Source organism: Desulfovibrio sp. 6_1_46AFAA (genome assembly GCF_000224635.1).
GTDB classification, from domain to species: Bacteria; Desulfobacterota; Desulfovibrionia; order Desulfovibrionales; family Desulfovibrionaceae; genus Desulfovibrio; species Desulfovibrio fairfieldensis.
Window position 1 is genome coordinate 149,186 of the sequence record NZ_JH114305.1, and the last position, 19,028, is coordinate 168,213.

Here is a 19,028-nt window from a genome sequence, read left to right on the forward strand (position 1 = left end):
CCAGATGACGCAGCCGGCACACAAAAGGCTGGTTTTGACGGATCATCACGGCAAATAAAAGGCCTGCAAAACCTGGAATTAGATGCGTCTGCCTTGGGATGGTCGGCCCGGACGCTTGCGGCCCGTACCGGCTCGGGCTACACTATTTGCCCGGCGCGTCCCGAGCGCCGCGAACAGCCGCAACCCAAGGACATTCCCATGAAGATAGTCATTCTCGACGGCGCCATACTCAATCCCGGCGATGTGGACTGGGGCCCCATTGAAGCCCTGGGCGAAGTGACCTTGTACGATGAAACCGCCAAAGAGCAATTGGCGGAACGGGCCAGAGGCGCCGACGTCCTGCTGGCGAACAAAACCTGCCTGCGCCGCGACGATCTCCCCATTCTGGACAGCGTGCGCATGGTGGGCGTGCTGGCCACGGGCTATAATACAGTGGATGTGGAGGCTTTTGCCGAGCGCAATATCCCGGTCTGCAACGTGGTGGCCTATGGCGTGGACGATGTGGCCCAGCACGCCATGGCCCTTTTGCTGGAACTCTGCCGCCACACCAGCCAGCATACCGAAAGCGTCAAGGCCGGAGACTGGGAACGGGCCGAGCAATGGTGCTACTGGAAATACACACCCCTCTGTCTGGAAGGACTGACCATGGGCATTGTCGGTTTCGGCTCCATCGGCCGCCGGGTGGGCGAGCTGGCCCATGCCTTCGGCATGAGCGTGCTGGCCCACTGCCGCACGCCCAAGAATCCGCCGTCCTACAGCCCCTTCGCTTTTGCCTCTCTGGACCAGGTTCTGGCGGGATCGGACATCATTTCCTTGCACTGCCCGCTCACGCCCCAGACCCGCAACCTGATCAACGCCAAGAGCCTGGCCAAAATGCGCAAGGGGGCTATCCTGCTGAATACCGCGCGCGGCCCGCTGGTGGACGAGGCGGCCGCCGCCGAAGCCCTGAAAAGCGGACAATTGCGCGGCCTGGGCACGGACGTGCTCTCCAAGGAACCGCCCAGCCGGGACAATCCTTTGCTCAGCGCGCCCAATACCCTGATCACCCCGCATATCGCCTGGGCCACGGTTAAGGCCCGCCAGAACATCATTGACCTTACGGCGGAAAATATCCGCCGCTGGCAGGAGGGCACTCCGGTCAATGTGGTCAACGGCGTGGGCAAGGCCTAAACGCGGTCCGCATTCGCTGACACTGCCAATCCGACCGGAAGCGCCCCAACGGGGCATGAATCTCTTTGTCGCAACAGCGAGAGCGGTTCAAGTGTCACATGTTCTCATGACAAACACGCACGCCGTCGGCGACAGGCGGAGCAGAGCCAAGTTCGGGCGCGCCGCCCTGTGAGTTGCAACGTATGTTCATTGATATCCATACCCACGCCTTCCATCCCAAAATCGCATGCAAGGCCGTGGACCACCTCAACAATTTCTACAACGTGGCCTGCGCCGGCGACGGCACCATCGACCATCTGCTGGCCCGCGAAAAGCACGCCGGAGTGGACAAATGCGTGGTGCTCTGCGCCGCCACGGCCCCGGCCCAGGTCATTCCGGCCAACAATTACGCTATGAGCCTGCAAAAGGCCCATGCCGAAGTCATCGGCTTCGGCACCCTGCATCCCGGCTACGCCAACTGGGAGGCGGAACTCCAGCGGATCAAGGCGGCCGGGCTGCGCGGCCTGAAACTCCACCCGGACTTTCAGGGGTTCTGGCTCAACGACCCGCGCCTGCTGCCCATTTTTGAAGCGGCTCAAAAGGATTTTATTTTTGAAATCCATATCGGCGACAACATCAGCCCGGAGAAAAATCCTTCCTGCCCTTACAAGCTGGCGGCCATTCTGGATGCTTTTCCGGGCCTGAACATTATTGCGGCTCATCTGGGCGGCTACCGCATGTGGGAACACGCAATGAAGATCCTGGGCGGACGGCGGCGCGAAAATCTCTGGTTCGACACCTCCAGCGTCACCCCCTTTGTGACGCCGGAGGAATTGCGCGCCCTGCTGGCTGCCTTTCCCCAGGAGCGCCTGCTCTTCGGCACGGACTGGCCGTTGTACGATCCCGAGGAAGAGCTGGAGCGCCTGCAACGCATGGCCGGGCTGGACGATGCCCGGTTGGAGGCGGTCATGAGCAACGCCGAACGGCTTTTCGCGGCCCAGGGCCCGGCCCTGGCGTGAACGGCGAATGCCCGGAACTGAAAGACGGGCAAAGCACGCATTGACAGGCCGCCCCCTTTGCGGGTAAAGCATAGTTCAAGCCGGGCGGCGGCAACACTGCCAACTCCGTCAGGTCCGAAAGGAAGCAGCGGCAACAGCCGTTGCCGGGTGTCCGGCCCACAAAAAAACGCGACAATCAAAGTTGTCGCGTTTTTTGTCGTTTGCGCAACGGACTTCACACGCAACAGCGGGGCAATCTCAAATCCGCCCCCCCAGGGCCTGTTGGCGCATTTCATGCGTGAACCGCTCTAACCCGGCGCACGCTCGGGCATGCCGAACGGCATGGGCGGAAACTCCTGCTCGCCCGGCTGGGCCGGAACCGCCTGATCCATGGCGGCAAAAGCCTCTTCGCCTTCCCGAGCTTCCCGCGCGGCCATCAGGTCAACCTGATAGATGCTGCGCATTTCTTCCAGATGTGAACGCATGGCCTGTTCGGCCAAGTCCGAATTACGCTTTTTCAGGGCCTCAAAGACGGCCACGTGCGCGGTATACGAGCGCTCGCTCTGCCGCCGCACCTGCATGGAGGCGTACAGGGGCGTGATCAGCCAGCCGCCGAAGCCCTCGGCCAGCAAGCCCAGAAAAGGATTGTCCAGAAATTCCACCAGAGCGCGGTGAAAGGCGATATCCGCCTCGGCAAAAGAGCGGATTTCCGATCTGTCCAGAAAGTTCCGCTGATCGGCGAGAATATCCTTCAAGGCCTTCAACTGCTCGTCCGTCACCTGATGTGCCAGTTGCCGGGCCACGGAGGTTTCAAAAAAGAGGCGCAGGTCGTGCAGCTGCCGCCAGCCGTCCGGGGAACTGGAATAAATCTGCAAGGTGGCCCGCATCTCCCCCAGCAGGGGTTTGAGCGTCAGCTTGCAGACCCTGGCGCGCATGCCGGGCGATATTTCGATCAACCCCATACGGCCCAGCGCGGACAAGGCCTCGCGCACCGCGGGCCGCCCCACGCCGAACTCCTCCATGAGTTCCCGCTCGGAAGGCAGCTTTTGCCCTTCTTGGTAGATACCCGCCCGAATATCCTCCAGAAGACAGGTCAAGACCTCGGTATGCACCCGTGGGCGCTGAATATTACGCCGCCTGTTCCCAAGTATTTCTGTATAGTTGTTTTTCATGCGTATCGTTGGTAAGGTGTGAACAATCGGTGAAAAAAACTATGCCAGCGAGTTCAGTGTGCCCCGCTGCCACATTTTTGTAAACCCGGCTGAACAAATTCGGAAAAAGCTTTTGAGGCCGAAGTTTCTTTGTACTTTTTTTGGTATGACATGTTGACTTGTTAATAGCAATAGCCTATTCAGAATGAAACGGCAAAAAGCCGCGCCACCCGGCGATCTGCCGGGCAGGCGGGCGGGCGCAAACGGGTTTACGCGGCCGGATGTCCCCTGCGGGGGCCGGTCCGCCCCGAAGCACTTCCGCGAGGAGAGATGCGCGCCGGAACAATGTCGCCTTGGTTGACGTGGTTGAGGTAATTTTCAGACGATTTTTATCCACAGGAGTCCTCACATGGCTGTTATGCGTTCCATCTTCTATGTGCCCGGTAACAATCCCAAATTCATTGAAAAAGCGCCCACCATCCCCGCCGACATCATCACGCTGGACCTGGAAGACGCCGTTCCCCCGTCCGAGAAGGAAAACGCGCGCAAGATGATCGTCGAGAATATGCACAAGATCGCCAAGGAAAGCGTGAGCGGCGCTGAAATCTATGTGCGCATCAACAACTGGGAAACCGAAATGACCAACGATGACCTGGAAGCCGTGGTGCAGCCCGGCCTCAACGGCGTCACCCTGGCCAAGACCGGTCATCCCGACGACGTGAAGCGCCTGGCCTGGAAGCTGGAAGAGCTGGAACGCCGCCGCGGCATGGAAATCGGCTCCGTGAAAATTTCCATGCTGCTGGAAACGGCCAAGGGCATCATGAACGCCTATGAATGCTGCATGGCCAGCCCGCGCAACGTCAACGCCATCTTCGGCGCCGTGGACTATTGCCGCGACATGCACGTCAAAATCACCAACGAAGCCGTGGAGCAGCTCTGGGGCCGCGCCAAGGTCGCCATCGCCTGCCGCGCCGCCGGCCTTGTGGCCATCGACGCTCCCTTCGTCTCCTTCAAGGACACCGAAGCTTTCGAGCGGAACGTGCGCGACGGCCTGCAGATGGGCTACGGCGGCCGCATGATCATCCATCCCAGCCAGGTGGAGCCCTCCAACCGCCTGTACGCCCCCGACCCGGCCGACGTGGAATGGGCCCAGGGCGTGGTGAAAGTGTTCGAGGAAGAAGGCCTCGCCAAGGGCAAGGCCGCCGTGTCCTACCTGGGCAAGATGGTTGATACGCCCGTGTATGACAACGCCAGAGACATCCTGGCCGCCCAGGCTGAAATCGACGCCAAGAACAAGAAATAAACGCGGCGCTGCCGCTGCGGGTTCCGGGCAACGTGCCCGGAACCCGTTCAACCGGGGCCGTCTGACGCGCGAGTGCACTGCGGCATTTCCGGCTCCGCCACCCGGATTGCTTCCAAGGAGAGAACCTATGTCCCGAATCAAAAATCTGCGTGAAGAAGCCCTGGCCATGCACAAGGACTATCAGGGGAAAATCGAAGTCCGGGTCAAGGTGCCGGTGCGGGAAACTGACGATCTGACTCTGGCCTATTCGCCCGGCGTTGCCGAGCCCTGCATGGAAATCCACAAGAACCCGGCGGATGTGGATGTCTACACCAACCATTCCAATTTCGTTTGCGTGGTGTCCAACGGCACGGCCGTTCTGGGCCTCGGCGACATCGGCCCCGCCGCCGCCATGCCGGTCATGGAAGGCAAATCCCTGCTCTTCAAGACCTTCGGCGATGTGGACGCCTTCCCTCTGTGCGTCAACACCAAGGACACCGCCAAAATCGTCGAAATGGTCGAGCTGCTCGCTCCCACCTTCGGCGGCGTGAATCTTGAGGACATCAAGGCTCCCGAATGCTTTGTGATCGAGGACAGCCTGAAGAAAAATGGCGTCTTCAAGGGCCCCATTTTCCATGACGACCAGCACGGCACCGCCGTGGTCACCCTGGCCGGTCTGATCAACGCCCTGAAAGTAGTGGGCAAGAAGCTGGAAGACGTCAAGGTGGTCACCAGCGGCGCCGGCGCGGCGGGCATCGCCATCATCAAGCTGCTCATGGCCGTGGGCCTCAAGAACGTGATCATGTGCGACTCCAAGGGCGCCATATGGGAAGGCCGCCCCGAGGGCATGAATCCCTACAAGGACGAGATCGCCAAGCGCACCAATCCTGAAAAGGTCAAGGGCGGCCTGGCCGAAGCCATCAAGGGCGCCGACGTCTTCATCGGCGTGTCCGCCCCCAATTCCCTTAACGAGGACATGATCCGCAGCATGGCCAAGGACCCCATCGTCTTTGCCCAGGCCAACCCCATTCCGGAAATCTGGCCCCTGCAGCGCGCCTATGACGCCGGCGCCAAGGTGGTTTCCACCGGCCGTTCCGACTGCCCGAACCAGATCAACAATGTTCTGGCCTTCCCCGGCATCTTCCGCGGCGCCATCGACGTGCGCGCCACGGATATCAACGACGCCATGAAAATCGCGGCCGCCTACGCTCTGGCCGATATGGTCAAGCCCGAGGAACTGGGCCCGCAGATGATCATTCCCTCCACTCTCAACCCCGATGTGGCCCCGATGGTAGCCGCGGCTACCGCCAAGGCAGCCATGGACAGCGGCATCGCCCGTGTGAAGATCGAACCCGCCGTCGTGGCGGAAAATTTGCGGAAGCGCCTGGCCAAGCAAGTGCGCGCCTGAGCATGTCGCTCGCACAATCCTCTAACCCTGTTGGGGAAAATGTATGTTGAGTGATTCCCTTGCCAAGGAATTCGAGGCCATCGTCGGTAAGGAAAATGTCTTTACCAGTGAAGCTGACCGCCAGAACTACGCCTACGACTCGTGCGTGTGGGCTCCGTGCATTCCCGGCGGCGTGGTGCGTCCTACCAGAACCGAACAGCTTGGCCCGATCATCGAGCTTTGCTACAAGGAAGGCCTGCCCATGACCGTGCGCGGCGCGGGCACCAACCTTTCCGGCGGCACCATCCCGGACACCACCGACACCATCGTCATTCTGACCACCGCGCTGAACCGCATTCTTGAGATCAATACGGAAGACCTCTACGCCATTGTGGAGCCCGGCGTCATCACCGCTCCCATGGCCGCCAAGATCGCTTCCATGGGCCTCTTCTATCCCCCGGATCCGGGCTCCATGTCCGTGTCCACCATCGGCGGCAACGTGGCTGAGAACTCGGGCGGCCTGCGCGGCCTGAAATACGGCACCACCAAAGACTACGTCATGGGCATGGAAGTCTATGCCAATACCGGCGACTTGGTGCGTTGCGGTTCGCGTTGCGTGAAATGCGCCACGGGCTACGCCATTTCGCCCCTTATGGTGGGCAGCGAAGGCACTCTGGCCGTCACCAGCCAGGTGACCCTGAAACTCGTGCCCCCGCCGAAGGCCTCCAAAGCCATGATGGCCCTGTTCACGGACATGCAGTCCGCCTCCAAGGCCGTGGCCGCCATCATCTCCGCGCACGTGGTGCCGTGTACCCTGGAATTCCTGGACCACGCCACCATCAACTACGTGGAAGACTATGTGAAAATCGGCCTGCCCCGCGACGCCGGCGCCATGCTGCTGGTGGAAGTGGACGGCCATCCCGCCCAGGTCGAGGACGACGCCGCCGTTGTGGAAAAGGTGCTCAAGGAATGCGGTTCCACCGAAGTGGTCGTGGCCAAGGACGCCGAGCAGAAGAAGAACATCTGGGAAGCCCGCCGCGTGGCCATTCCGGCCCTTGCCCGCGCCAAACCCACCTTCATGATGGAAGACGTCACCGTGCCGCGCTCCAAGATTCCGGCCATGATCGCGGGCCTGGAAAAGATCGCCAAGGACCGTAACGTGACCATCGCCACCTTCGGCCATGCCGGCGACGGCAACCTCCATCCCGGCATCCTCTGCGACAAGCGCGACAAGCAGGAATGGGCCCGCGTGGAACTGGCCGTGGACGACCTCTTCAACCTCGGCCTCGAACTCAAGGGCACGCTTTCCGGCGAGCACGGCATCGGCCTGGCCAAGAAGCAGTGGCTTGAGCAGGAGACCTCGCGCGGCTCCATCATGTTCTCGCGCCGGTTGCGCAACGCCTTTGACCCCAAGGGCCTGTTCAATCCGGAAAAAATTGTCGGGGCCCGTGGGTAGAAAATCCGCCGGGGCGGCCTCTGGCCGCCCCGAACCATAAATCTCAAGCAAGCCGGACGGACGGCAGACATTTTCCGTCCGGCACAGGGGCTGGAGCATGAACGATCTTACCAGGCTTGCCAATTCGTTGATGGCTCTGGACGACAAGCTGGTCTCCTGCATGAAATGCGGCTTCTGCCAGGCCTTCTGCCCGGTTTTTGACGAAACCGGCGAAGAGGGCGACGTAACCCGAGGCAAAATCGCCCTTGTGGAAAACCTGGCCCACCTTGTCATTCAGAACCCTGAGGCCGTTTACGAGCGGCTCTCCCGCTGCCTTCTCTGCGGCGGCTGCAACTTCAGCTGCCCGGCAGGCGCGCCCACGATGGAGATCTTCCTTGAAGCGCGCGCCATTGTGGTCAGCTATCTGGGGCTTTCGCCCCTCAAAAAAGCTATTTTCCGTACCCTGCTGCCCAATCCGAAACTGCTCAACACCTTGATGAAAGTCAGCTCGCCCTTCCAGGGCCTGTTCATCAAGAAGGACAATTCGCCGCAGAATACGGCCTGTGTGCCCATGTTCAAGGCTTTCATCGGTGAGCGGCATATCCCCATGCTGGCCAAAAAGACGCTGTCGGCCAAACTGGGCGCCCGCGACACCCCGGCCGGAAAAAGTGGCCTGCGGGTCGCCTTCTTCCCCGGCTGCATGGGCGACAAGATCTACACCGACATGGCCGAAGCCTGCCTGAAGGTCTTCGAATATCACGGCGTGGGCGTCTACATGCCCGACAATCAGGCCTGCTGCGGCATTCCGGCGCTGACTTCCGGCGACCTGAAGAGCTTCGGCAAACTGGCCCGCTACAATCTGGACGTGTTCAGCAAGAGCAAGTTCGACTATATCGTCACGCCCTGCTCATCCTGCACCGCCACCATCAAGGAACACTGGCGGAACGCCGAGGGTCTCACCCCGGCCCAGCGCGACTTCGCCCGCTCACTGGGCGAAAAGGCCATGGACATCAACGCCTTTGTGGTGGACGTGCTCAAGGTCACGCCGCCTGAGGGCGCGGGCCAGGGCAAGACCAAGGTCGCCTACCATGAATCCTGCCATCTGATGAAATCCCTGCGCGTCAGCAAACAGCCCAAGGATCTCATCAATATGAACCGGGATTACCAGCTCGTGCCCATGAAGGAAGCCGACCACTGCTGCGGCTGCGGCGGCACCTTCACCCTGACCCAGCCCGAGCTTTCCGCCAAGATCGGCCAGCGCAAACGCGACAATATCGTGGCCAGCGGCGCCGAAGTGGTGGCCATGGGCTGTCCGGCCTGCATGATGCAGATCTCGGACATGCTCGCCCGTAACCGCGACTCGGTCAAAGTCAAACACACTATTGAAATCTACGCGGACTCCCTGCGCTGAAAACCAAGGCCGCTCCCCCCGCTGACGGGGGGGCGGCCTTACCGGGGCTGTTTCTAAATCGGTTCTTTTACCATGCGGCTTCGTTCGAGGCTGGCTTTATCTAAGGCGGCATAGCCGCCAACTGCTGAAACGAACCGCGCTTTTTACTCCACACAAGCCCCCGCTCCACAGGCTTTGCGCCGCATTGGCGGAGGAGCCGCAGAGCGGAAAAGCACAAAAATCAGCCGCCCATCGGCGCGGCACAGCCCTAGGCGGCTCCTGATTTCCGTCGCGCCGACAAAAGCAATGCCCGCGCCGCTTTCCACGTTGCCGGAGAGGAGCGGCAGCCCCCTGATTCCAATCTCCGGCCCAGAGACCGATAAGCGCGAACTGTCCAGGAGGCCTTTTCCGGCGGCAATGTTGCGGCTCAACGCCCGACGTTCCCTGCAATACCCGGTCATAACGCGCTTTGACGCAACCTCTTCCCTCGACAGGCAACCTTCAGGAGACAGTCAATGAAACTGAATAAAACAGGCGAAGCCGGAGCCGCTGAAAGCGGCGACATTCTCGTGACCGTCGCCCCCGCCGAGGAACCGGGCCTTCAGATCGAACTGAGCGGCAAATCGGTCATCCTCAAGCAGTTCGGCAGACAGATCAGGGAACTGATCCGGAAAACCGCCGAGGAAAACGGCGTGGAAAACGCCCGGATCAGCGCCAAGGACAACGGCGCTCTTGACTGCACCATCAAAGCCAGAGTCCGCGCCGCCATCCAGCGGGCCGTGTAAAGGAGTCGGCAGCATGAAAAGCATTTTGCTCATCAACGGCAACGACCCCAAAGCCCTGCTCAATTCCACGCTCTACGGTGCCGACGCCGTGGCCTATGACCTGCATGAAGCCGTGGGAACGGCCGACAAGGACGCCGCGCGCCTACTGTTGCAGGAAGCCCTGGCCTTTTTCGATTTCGGGGACAGCGGCGTCTTTGTGCGCGTGAATCCCCTGTCCGAAGGCGGCACGGAAGACATTGCCGTGGCGGGTAAGGGCAAGCCCCAGGCCTTCATCCTGCCGCGGGCCGATGCGGAAAGCCTGCTCAAGGCGGATGCCGCCGTTGCCGCGCTGGAAGCTGAAAACGGCTTCGCGCCCGGCTCCGTCAAACTGGTTCCCACTGTGGAATCCGTGGCCGCCGTGGAGAACATCAACGCCCTGCTGGCTTCCTGCCCCAGGATCGCCGCCGTGGTGTTCAATGCCGCGAATTTCCTGAAAGATCTGGGCGTGGCCGACACCGGCGACGCCATGCAGATTCTCCACGCCCGCAGCAAGGTGGCCCTGGCCTGCCGGGCGGCCGAAGTTCCGGCCATTGACCGGCCCTGGTACGACGCCAAGGATCGCGCCGGTTTTGAAGCCGACGCCCGCAATGCCCGAGCCCTGGGCTTTACCGGCAAGCTGGCGGTCAACGGCGGGCAGGTGCCGCTGATCAACGAAATTTTCGCCTGACGTCCCGACCTCTCCGGCGGCCCGTCCGCCCGCAGCGCGAAGCCATACTGACGCGCCCGGGCAGCAAGCATCCAGATAACGGAAAAGGGAAAAGAGCATGAAAAATATCCTCGGCCGTGAAATCCCCGAATTCATCGAGGGCTATGGTCAGGTAAAGCCGTTCAAAGGCGCCTACGCCAGCATCGATTCCAGAACCAGGACCACCATCACCCGCCGTTCGGTCAAGCCCGGCGACAAACTGGAATCCGGCGACGCCAAGCTGCTGGCCTCCATCGAGGAGGCCGTGGAAAAAACCGGCCTCAAGGACGGCATGACCGTGTCCTTTCACCACCATCTGCGCAATGGCGACTATGTGACCAACATGGTCATGAAGGTCATTGCCGACAAGGGCATCAAGGACATCCACGTGGCGGCCACCGGCATTTTCGCCTGCCACGAGCCGCTGGTGGAGTATATCAAATCCGGCGTCATCACCGCCATTTCGGTCAACTACATTTCGCCCGGCCCGGTAGCCAAGGCCATCACCAAGGGCCTGCTGCCCAAACCGGCGGTCTTCCGCAGCCACGGCGGCCGCCCGCGCGCCGTGGAAGCGGGCGACCTGCATGTGGACGTGGCCTTCATCGCCGCGCCCTGCTGCGACGATTACGGCAACATCAACGGCACCCAGGGCAAATCCGCCTGCGGCGTGCTGTCCTACATCTATCCCGACGCCCAGTACGCCGACCAAGTGGTGGCCGTGACCGACAACCTGGTGCCCTACCCGGCCTGCCCCATTGAAATCTCCCAGGATTTCGTGGACTACGTGGTCGTGGTGGATTCCATCGGCGACCCCAACGGCATCGTCTCCGGCACCACCAAGGTCACGTCCGATCCCATTGGCCTGAAGATCGCCGCTGCCGCCGCCGAACTTATTGACGCGACCGGCTACATCAAGGAAGGCATGTCCTGCCAGACCGGCGCGGGCGGCACTTCCCTGGCCGTGGCCGCGGAAATCAAGAAACGCATGCAGGCCAAGGGCGTGGTGGGTTCTTTCGGCGCGGGCGGCATCACCGCCTACTTTGTGGAAATGCTCAATGAGGGCCTGTTCCGCGCGCTCTTCGACGTGCAGGACTTCGATCTGGTTTCCGTGGCCTCGGCGGGCAGCAATCCCAAACATATGGCCATGAGCGGCTCGCTGTACGGCAACCCGCACAACTGCGGTCCGGTGGTCAACAATCTGGACATCATGATCCTGGGCGCCACGGAAATCGACACGGACTTCAACGTCAACGTGGTCACCGGCTCGGACGGCACCATCATGGGCGCTTCCGGCGGGCACAACGACACGGCGGCGGGCAGCAAGATCTCCATTGTGGTCACCAATCTGCTCAAGGGCCGCCTCTGCGTGCTGCGCGATCACGTCACCACCGTGACCAGCCCCGGCGAAACCATCGACGCCCTGGTCACGGACCGGGGCATCGCCATCAACCCCCGTCGGACCGATTTGCTGGAAAAGCTGAAAGATTCCAAGCTGCCGATCATGGACATCCAGAAACTCAAGGAAATCGGCGACAAACTGGCAGGCAAGCCCGATCCCATCGAGTTTACCGACAGGATCGTGGGCGTGGTGGAATACCGCGACGGCACGGTCATCGACGTGGTCAGGCAGCCCAAGTAAGGACAAGCCTCCCGGCATGCCGCCGGGAGCAATACCATTGCATTCCCTCCGGCCGGGCGCTGACACCCCGCCCGGTTTTCGGCACACAGAAGGCGCGCGGAATTTCCGCGCGCCTTCTGTGTTAACGCAGGTCAACTTTGAAAGTTACCTACTCCCTGAAGAACTTACTTTTTCGCGGCAGCCGCCTCGCGGGCCTGCGGGCTCATATGGCAGGGGCGGCAGCCTTTGAAATTGGGGTATTTTCCCGCCAGCTTACGGTGGCAGCCATAGCAGGAGCGGTCCGTATCCGGGGAATGATAAGCCATGAACAGACTCATGGTGTCGCGCTCGCGCGCTCCCTTGATGGAATGGCACTCCTCGTTGGTACAGGAGGCGTAACGGTCTTTCGGCAGCCCTTCATGATGGCAGGTGCGGCATTTGACGCCCTTGTGCGAGGAATGGTTAAACGTCACGAACATGCGCTTGGAGGTGCCGCCGTTGAGCTCGATGGGCTTCTTGATGTTGCTCAGATTCCCCCGGCTTTCCCCCCCTGCCTGAGCCGGACCGGCACACAGCAGGGAAAACGCAAACAGGGCGATAAACAGATACTGCATGGGATGCTCCTGTTAAAAAAGATTCCAAAAGGAAGCCTTGAGCGGGCTCAGGCCTTTGCGCGCCGCCACCATGTCCAGATGCATCATGCCCAGGGCCATGGCGTCCATGTCCGGAACCCCGCCGCATTCGCGCAGATCCACTGTGGGACAATAGCTTTTGCACTTGATGCACCAATCAAGCCGCTCGCCCCTGGACTTGCCGCTTTCGCGCAGAATTTCCATAACCCCGTTGCCCTCCTCGCCGCAGGCCGGGCAGGCCCCACGCCGGAACGTCCAGCTTGTGCCGCACAGGGAGCAATACAGATGTTTTTTCCCGCCGCCGCCGGAAAGAAAGGCGTTTTTCTCGTCAAAAGCGGGCTTGTCCAGCCAACCCATGACCGGAAAGGAAGAACAGACCGGACAATAGCCCTGCCGCCACGCCCCGGCCTCATCCCAGGGAGCGTTTTGTCCGGCCCGCCCGGCTTGGTCGGCCAAAGCCCGCAAGGGCGGAGACAGGACGAATTCCGCCACGAATTCCAACACCTCGGGAGGCAGGCCCGCTTCGGCCGCCAGACGCTGGAAAGTCGAGGCGTCCCCGGCCAGCACGGCTTCGGCCAGGGCGTCGCGCCTGTCTCTCCGGGACTGCGCCGGGGCCAGGAAAAAGGCCTCCAGAGCCGCCTTGTGGGCGGCCACATCCCCCTTGGCGCAGAGCAGGGGAAGCAGGGTCTCCGCTGTCCTGCGCACGGCAGCGCGCAGCCCGGTCAGAGGCACGCCCGCCAGAAGGCTCCGACCCTGCTCGGCCCGCTCTCCGCTCCAGTCCGGCAGGCGCGGCCCGCCGTCTTCCGCCATGCCCGCCGCGTCCGCCCGCTCCGCGCTCAATTCCGCGGCCAGGGCCGCGCGGGCGATCAGCACGTCCTCAAAAGCCCGCAGCACAGGCTCCAGTGCGGGACGGCGCGCGGCCACGGCCGCCAGGGTCCGGGCCACGTTCTGACAGGATGCTGCCATGTCTGCTCCTCAAAACGCGAAGGCTCCGGCCTTCGCCGAAGGTAAAGGCGGCGCGCGGATATGTCCGGCGCGCCGCCGTGTACGCCGCCCTACATAAAGGAGGCGTGCTCGTAATAGTGTTCTTTTTCTTCCGCCAGCAGGTAAATGACGCTTACGTCCTCCACATCGACCAGATGCGCCTTGGGGAAGCGTTCCCTGGCTGCGGCCAGCCGCTGTTGCGCCAGGGTCAGCAGGGCGTCGCGCTCGTCAAAGACCATGGCCCCGGTGGGACAGGTTTTGACGCACATGGGCGGCAGCCCCGCCTCCACCCGGTCGATGCACATGTCGCACTTGGTGATGCGCTTGGCCGCGGCGTCATAACGGGGAATGTTGTACGGGCAGGCCTCGGTGATGGCCCGCGCGTCCTCGGCGTTGAGGCCGGCGGATTTGTCCGTGGCCAGAACCGCGCCGGTCTTGGCGTCCTTGACCATTGCGCCGGGCACGGCCATATCCGCCACGTCCACGCACACGGGCGTCAAGCAGTGACGGCACTGATCGGGAAAGAAATTCCAGACCACGTCGCCCGCCGCGTTCAGATGCTCGTGAAAACGCACGATTTTGTAGTTGTAGGGATTGAGATCCGGGGGATTCTGATGCGTGCCGCGCTGTTTTGTGGCATTGGCCGGCAGATCGTGCCATTCCTTGCAGGCCACCTGGCAGCCGCGACATGCCGTGCACCGCGTGGTGTCGACTAAAAAGGCTTTCGGCATTGCAATGCTCCTTGGCGGGCGCGCCCCTGCGGACGCGCCCGCCATTCGGGTCAGGCGATTTCCGTCAACGTATCGGCCTTGCGGATGTTCACGCAACAGGCTTTGGTTTCGGGAATGGTCGTGTTCGGATCATAGGCCGTCACGGTCAGACGGTTGGTGGAGTCGCCGCATTTGGGCGTGGTCCAGCCGAAGGCAAAGGGCATGCCCACCAGGTGGACCGTTTTGCCCATGACCGTGAAGGGCCGGATACGGATGGTGACCATGGCGATGGCCTCCACGCGCCCGCGCGCGCTTTCAATGATGACGCCGTCGCCGTTCTTGATGCCTTTCTCCTTGGCCAGATCGTGGCTCATTTCAATATAGAGCTGGGGTTCGGTTTCCAGCAGGTTGGGCACATTGCGCGTTTCGCCGCCGCCGCACCAGTGTTCCGTCAGGCTGTAGGTGGTCAGCACAATGGGATAGCGCGGGTCGGCCGCTTCGGCGAACTTGTCCAGTTCGGACGAATGGAACTTGTAGACCGGGCTGCGCAGCTGGCCGGAGAACGGATGCCGGGCCAGAGGCGTTTCCGCGGGCTCGTAATGTTCGGGGAAGGGGCCGTCCAGGCGGCCCGTGCCGTAGAGCTGGGCATAGCCGTCCGTGGTCATGATAAAGGCCAGTTTGCCCTTTTCGGCGTCGGCCTGCGGCGGCCACGGGCCGTCGGGCACGTCGCCCACCCATTTCTTGCCGTCCCACTTGATCACGGGTTTTGCGGGATTAAGCGGCTGGCCGTTCAGATCCACCGAAGCGCGGTTGTAGAGGATGCGCCGGTTCACCGGCCAGCACCACGACCAGTTGGGGAACAGGCCGATGGCCGCCTGCATGGGCGTCTGGCTGGGGTCGCGGCGTTTGGACTTGTTGCCCTCCTCTTCCGTATAGCTGCCGCAGTACAGCCAGTTCAGGGAGGAGGTGGAGCCGTCCTCTTTCAACTGGCCGAACGCGGGCACCAGCTGGCCGCGCTTGTAGGTCTTGTTGCCGACCTTGGCGTCGGCCCAGTACAGGCCGTTGATGCGGCGGGTCCATTCCTCGGCGTCAAATGTTTCAGGCCAGTTCAGCTTGAGCAGCGGTTCGGGCAGCGTGCCGCCCTCGGCCGTGTACAGCGCGCGGATCCGGTTGACCAGCGGCACGAAGATGTCCGCGAAGTTGCGGGCCTCGCCGCCGGGTTCCACGGCCTTGTCGAACCAGAGCAGCCAGCGGCCGCTGTTGCTGATGGTGCCTTCCTTTTCCACGCGGTGAGCCGAAGGCAGCAAAAAGACTTCGGTCTTTTTCTCCTTGGGATCCGCGCCGGGACGCCGCCAGTTGTCCGTGGTTTCCGAATGGTGCAGTTCCGAACAGACCAGCCACTCCAGATTGTCCAGGGCCACGCGCATCTTGTTGGTATTGGGGAAGCTGTTCATGGGGTTGACGCCGAAAATGAAGCCGCCCTTGATCTCGCCGTGGAGCATCCTGTCCATGACGTACATGTAGGAATAATCGACGCCCGCTTCCCCCTTGGGCAGCAGCCCGTAGCAGAAGTCGTTTTCCGGCGTGGCTTCGTCGCCGAACCAGCCCTTGAGCAGGCTGGCAAAGTACTTGGGCCGGTTGCCCCACCAGTTGGCGCTGTTTTTCAGCGCCGTGACCGGGGTATTGGCCTTGTTGAACTCCTCCAGGGTCTGCCACTGGGCCAGGGGCAGGGCGATATAGCCCGGCAGGATGTTGTACAGCAGGGCGTGATCCGTGGAGCCCTGCACATTGGGCTCGCCGCGCAGGGCATTGATGCCGCCGCCCGCCACGCCGATGTTGCCCAGCAGCAACTGTACCAGGGTGGAGGTGCGGATATTCTGCACGCCCACCGTGTGCTGGGTCCAGCCCAAGGCGTAGAGGATGGTTCCGGCCTTGTCCGGCTTGCCCGTGGCGCAGAAGGCCTCGTACACCCGCATGAGGTTCTTTTCGGAAACGCCGGTCACGTCCGAGACGTTCTTCAGGGTATAGCGGGCGTAGTGCTTCTTCATCAGATTGAAGACGCAACGCTCGTTCCGCAGGGCGGCGTCGCGCACGGGCGCGCCGTCCGGGCCTTTCTCAAAGGCCCATTTGCTCCGGTCGTAGCTGCGGGTTTTCGGGTCATACCCGCTGAACAGCCCGTCCTCAAAGGCGTAGTCCTTGCCCACCACAAAGGAGGCGTTGGTGTAGTTGAGAACGTAATCCTTGAGATAGCTCTCCGACTGAATGATGTAATTGACCATGCCGCCGAGGAAGGCGATGTCCGTGCCCGAGCGCAGGGGCACATGAAAATCGCAACGGGCCGAAGTACGCGAGAACTTGGGGTCCACGTGCATGAGCACCGCGCCCTTGTCTTTGGCCCGCATGATCCACTTGAAGGCGACAGGATGATGTTCAGCGGCATTGCTGCCGATAATAAGCACCGCATCGGCATTCTTGATGTCGATCCAGTGGTTGGTCATAGCACCGCGTCCGAACGACTCTGCCAGAGCCGCAACTGTGGGGCTGTGTCAGACCCGGGCCTGGTGGTCCATATGGACAACACCCAGGCCGCGCATAGCTTGATGGATCACCGCGCATTCCTCGTTGGAGGCGTGCGAGGTACCCATCATGAAAATGCTTTCCAGACGGTTGACCGTCTGCCCCTGCGCGTTTTTCAGAATCATGTCCTTGTCGCGGGCATCCTTCACGCGCCGGGCGATCTGGTCCAGGGTCCAGTCCCAGTCCTTCTCTTCCCAGGTGTCGCCGTGCGGGGCGCGGTACAGAGGCTTTTTCAGCCGATGGTCGTTGGTGTACATGCTGTACAGGGCCGCGCCCTTGGCGCAGAGCGCGCCCTCGTTGACCGGAAAATCCGGATCCCCCTCCGTGGACACGAGCTTGCCGTCCCGCACATAGGCGATGACCTGACAGCAAACGGCGCAGAAGGGACAGATCGTCACCACTTCCTTGGCGCCCTCAATCTTGAGCGACCTGGAGTAGGCCAGCGCCTCATCCAGGTTGACCCCCAGTTGTCCGAGGGTCAGGCACAAGGTGCCCACGCCCGCGAGTTTCAAAAAATTTCGCCGAGAACAGCGCATAAGGCATCTCCTTGTTGGAGCATGAACGGTTCCCTTGAAAGTCATATGCGCCGGAAGCGCCCGATCTGTTCCGGGCGGTCCGAAGCGCATATTCCTCGCAATATGCCTGAAAAAACATATAGGGGTACGTTATGCCAAAATAAACAACGACGCAAGGAGGGAAGCGGATTTTACGCTCCGCCACGGTCCGTGCTCGGAACTCGGCGGGGACGACGCGGCGGCGTCAATAGACGTCAAGGGAATAGGTTTTCTTGCCTTTGTGCTTGGCCTCATACAAGGCGGCATCCGCGCTGCGATACACGTCCAGGAACGACAAACCCGGCCTGGTGACGAGGATCGCGCCGATGCTTACGGACACGCCGGCCTCAATGGAAAGAGTGCCGACTCCTTCCCTGATCCGCTCGATAATGGCTACCAAACGGCGGGCCGCCTCGTCCCTGGTAAAATCGGCGCGAAAGAGCATGACAAACTCATCGCCGCCAAGCCTGCCCGTAATGTCGTCGGAGCGGCACGCATTGCGGAGGATGTCGGCCACATACTTCAGAACTTCGTCTCCGAACACATGGCCGTGCTTGTCATTGATGGATTTAAAATCATCAATGTCTATGATCGAGAACATGTACGCGGTTTGCGAATTGATCTGATCCTCTATGGCCTGCTGCATGGCGGAACGGTTGAGCAGTTGTGTCATGGGGTCGCAACGGGATTGCAGCAGCAACTGGCGCTCTTTGCTTTCGCGCCGCGCCTCAGCGTCTTTCAGGGCCTGAATATTTTTTATCGTGCCGATGATGCGCAGAGAACGTTCATTCGACTTTTCAATGCTGCCGGCTCGTATGGCATGCCATGTCAGAGCGCCGTCAGTGGCGTGCAACTGAAGCTCCATGTCCTCAAAATTTCGCCGTTGCGCGAACTCGGCCAGAAAAATATCCACATTCCGCTGGGTCGGCGGGGCGATTTCCGCCGGATCCTCCCGCTTTCCGCCAAACAAGACCATCTGACCCGTATCAATATCATATTCAAAAAACGACTCGCTCACGAGTTCCGCAAAAGCTTTATACCGGTTGGCCTCGAGCTCAAGCTGCGTATTGGCCCAGGCAAGTTCCTCGTTAAGCGTGACCAGCTCGGTGATATCCGTATAAATCAGGTAAATGACAGGGTAAACGCCCTGATAAAATTCCTTTGCGAAAACGCCTGTCACCTTTACCCAGACATCCCTGCCGGACAAATGTCTGAGTCGGTAACGCATGTTGAAGGTCTGGCCTGAGGCGACGCTCTTGGCCATGTTTTCCCGCACATACGCCAAGTCATCCGGATGCACATAGAGGCTGCTGTTGAAGCCTTCCTTCTCAATTTTGCCGCGCGTGGTGCCGACGAGCGTCGCGAGCCCCTCATTGTAGTACAGAATGGTGAGGGTGGGATCACAGGCGAATTTGCCGATCCCGTCCGCCGCATAGCTGAGAACGGTCTCCAGCTCCTTGTCCTTCTGTTTGGACATTTCTATGAGCCATCTCAGATCCTGTTCGTCATGCATGCTTTTTTTATCGTTATCCACGGAGTCGCTCGCTCTCGTCAGTAACAATGGCCGGACGGATGAACCCAGTGCGCGCACCACGCGACACGCTTAATGAGGAAAAAGCATTCCCTCGCAAGGCGGCAATGGCGAAAAATGC

Annotated in this window: 15 protein-coding genes and 1 other RNA gene; 10 read left to right on the top strand and 6 right to left on the bottom strand. The window is 61.2% G+C overall.

Features of this window, described 5'->3' with window-relative positions:
- Positions 1-198 precede the first annotated feature (198 nt).
- From HMPREF1022_RS15505 to ffs, 3 genes are all read left to right on the top strand, one after another.
- Positions 199-1,170 (top strand): D-2-hydroxyacid dehydrogenase, encoded by a 972-nt coding sequence (locus tag HMPREF1022_RS15505; RefSeq protein WP_008686149.1) that lies wholly within the window; start codon positions 199-201, stop codon positions 1,168-1,170.
- A 182-nt stretch (positions 1,171-1,352) separates the two neighbouring features.
- Entirely contained in the window at positions 1,353-2,168 is an 816-nt protein-coding gene (locus HMPREF1022_RS15510; RefSeq protein ID WP_008686150.1) for an amidohydrolase family protein, read from the top strand.
- Positions 2,169-2,244: 76 nt separating this feature from the next.
- Positions 2,245-2,330: signal recognition particle sRNA small type (gene ffs / locus HMPREF1022_RS17715), an RNA gene on the top strand.
- 125 nt (positions 2,331-2,455) lie between these two features.
- On the opposite strand, the gene HMPREF1022_RS15515 is transcribed toward ffs, so the two are convergent.
- Positions 2,456-3,244: an FCD domain-containing protein gene (locus HMPREF1022_RS15515; protein WP_269465403.1), complete on the bottom strand. Its 789-nt coding sequence runs from the start codon at positions 3,242-3,244 to the stop codon at positions 2,456-2,458.
- A 463-nt stretch (positions 3,245-3,707) separates the two neighbouring features.
- On the opposite strand from HMPREF1022_RS15515, the gene HMPREF1022_RS15520 reads away from it, so the two are divergent.
- From HMPREF1022_RS15520 to citF, 7 genes are all read left to right on the top strand, one after another.
- Entirely contained in the window at positions 3,708-4,601 is an 894-nt protein-coding gene (locus HMPREF1022_RS15520) for an HpcH/HpaI aldolase/citrate lyase family protein (RefSeq protein ID WP_008686153.1), read from the top strand.
- A 127-nt stretch (positions 4,602-4,728) separates the two neighbouring features.
- Positions 4,729-5,988, top strand: a complete 1,260-nt coding sequence (locus HMPREF1022_RS15525; protein ID WP_009303896.1) for an NAD(P)-dependent malic enzyme — start codon at positions 4,729-4,731, stop codon at positions 5,986-5,988.
- Between the two features lie 43 nt (positions 5,989-6,031).
- The gene (locus HMPREF1022_RS15530; protein ID WP_009303898.1) at positions 6,032-7,423 is read left to right on the top strand and encodes an FAD-binding oxidoreductase; all 1,392 of its coding nucleotides are present in this window, start codon (positions 6,032-6,034) and stop codon (positions 7,421-7,423) included.
- 97 nt (positions 7,424-7,520) lie between these two features.
- Complete coding sequence (locus HMPREF1022_RS15535; RefSeq protein WP_009303900.1) at positions 7,521-8,813, top strand: (Fe-S)-binding protein; 1,293 nt, start codon at positions 7,521-7,523, stop codon at positions 8,811-8,813.
- 494 nt (positions 8,814-9,307) lie between these two features.
- On the top strand, positions 9,308-9,577 hold the full coding sequence (citD, locus tag HMPREF1022_RS15540) for a citrate lyase acyl carrier protein (RefSeq protein WP_008686157.1): 270 nt from the start codon (positions 9,308-9,310) through the stop codon (positions 9,575-9,577).
- Between the two features lie 13 nt (positions 9,578-9,590).
- Positions 9,591-10,283: an HpcH/HpaI aldolase/citrate lyase family protein gene (locus tag HMPREF1022_RS15545; RefSeq protein WP_008686158.1), complete on the top strand. Its 693-nt coding sequence runs from the start codon at positions 9,591-9,593 to the stop codon at positions 10,281-10,283.
- Positions 10,284-10,380: 97 nt separating this feature from the next.
- A complete protein-coding gene (gene citF / locus HMPREF1022_RS15550; protein WP_008686159.1) occupies positions 10,381-11,940 on the top strand; it encodes a citrate lyase subunit alpha in 1,560 nt (519 codons plus the stop codon).
- Between the two features lie 164 nt (positions 11,941-12,104).
- On the opposite strand, the gene HMPREF1022_RS15555 is transcribed toward citF, so the two are convergent.
- The 5 genes from HMPREF1022_RS15555 to HMPREF1022_RS15580 form a co-directional block, all read right to left on the bottom strand.
- Positions 12,105-12,533: a cytochrome c3 family protein gene (locus tag HMPREF1022_RS15555; protein ID WP_009303903.1), complete on the bottom strand. Its 429-nt coding sequence runs from the start codon at positions 12,531-12,533 to the stop codon at positions 12,105-12,107.
- A gap of 12 nt (positions 12,534-12,545) precedes the next feature.
- Positions 12,546-13,517: a formate dehydrogenase accessory protein FdhE gene (locus HMPREF1022_RS15560; protein WP_009303904.1), complete on the bottom strand. Its 972-nt coding sequence runs from the start codon at positions 13,515-13,517 to the stop codon at positions 12,546-12,548.
- An 89-nt stretch (positions 13,518-13,606) separates the two neighbouring features.
- Positions 13,607-14,266 (bottom strand): 4Fe-4S dicluster domain-containing protein, encoded by a 660-nt coding sequence (locus HMPREF1022_RS15565; RefSeq protein WP_008686162.1) that lies wholly within the window; start codon positions 14,264-14,266, stop codon positions 13,607-13,609.
- A 50-nt stretch (positions 14,267-14,316) separates the two neighbouring features.
- On the bottom strand, positions 14,317-17,358 hold the full coding sequence (fdnG, locus tag HMPREF1022_RS15570; protein WP_083823338.1) for a formate dehydrogenase-N subunit alpha: 3,042 nt from the start codon (positions 17,356-17,358) through the stop codon (positions 14,317-14,319).
- 223 nt (positions 17,359-17,581) lie between these two features.
- Positions 17,582-18,910, bottom strand: coding sequence for a sensor domain-containing diguanylate cyclase (locus tag HMPREF1022_RS15580; RefSeq protein WP_009303907.1), 1,329 nt, complete (start codon positions 18,908-18,910; stop codon positions 17,582-17,584).
- Positions 18,911-19,028 lie beyond the last annotated feature (118 nt).